General features: G+C 60.6%; 1 protein-coding gene. It reads left to right on the forward strand.

All coding sequences use genetic code 11. The annotated features are described in order from the left end of the window. A partial coding sequence (locus tag DY926_RS08675) for a vitamin B12 dependent-methionine synthase activation domain-containing protein (RefSeq protein ID WP_274541794.1) occupies positions 1–602 on the forward strand: 602 nt, incomplete at its 5' end. Between the last annotated feature and the right edge of the window lie 85 nt (positions 603–687).

Here is a 687-nt window from a genome sequence, read left to right on the forward strand (position 1 = left end):
TGTGCGCGGAAAACGACATCCTGCACCCGCGCGCCAGCTACGGCTACTGGAAGGCGGCGGGCGAGGGCAATGACCTTGTCCTGTTCGGTGAGGATGGCGCGACCGAGGTGGCGCGCTTCACCCTGCCCCGCCAGCCGCGTGAGGATGGCGCCTGCATAGCCGATTTCGTGCGCGATGTTGACGATGCGCAGCGTGACGTGATCGGGCTGCAGGTCGTGACCGTGGGCCAGCAGGCTTCCGACCGGGCGCGGGAGTGGTTCGAGGCCGACCGTTACAAGGATTACCTTTACCTGCACGGCCTTTCAGTCGAGATGGCGGAAGCCATGGCGGAATACACCCACAAGCGCATGCGCGCCGAAATGGGCTTTGCCGCCGAGGATGACCGCGACATGGCGAAACTGCTGCAGCAGGGCTATCGCGGGTCGCGCTATTCATTCGGTTACCCCGCCTGCCCCCGGCTGGAGGAACAGGAACCCATCCTGAAACTGCTGGATGCGGAAAAAATTGGTGTCTCCCTGAGTGACGGGTTCCAGCTCCATCCCGAGCAGTCCACCTCCGCGTTGGTGATCCTCAACCCATACGCCAAATACTTTTCTATCTAGTCATCTGGAACTGAAATAAGCATCATTATATAATATTCCTGTCGCAATGACGGGAGCAGAACGATGGCGGGACGACAGGCAGGTG

The sequence above is a fragment of the Komagataeibacter melaceti genome, from assembly GCF_003403295.1.
GTDB lineage: Bacteria > Pseudomonadota > Alphaproteobacteria > Acetobacterales > Acetobacteraceae > Komagataeibacter > Komagataeibacter melaceti.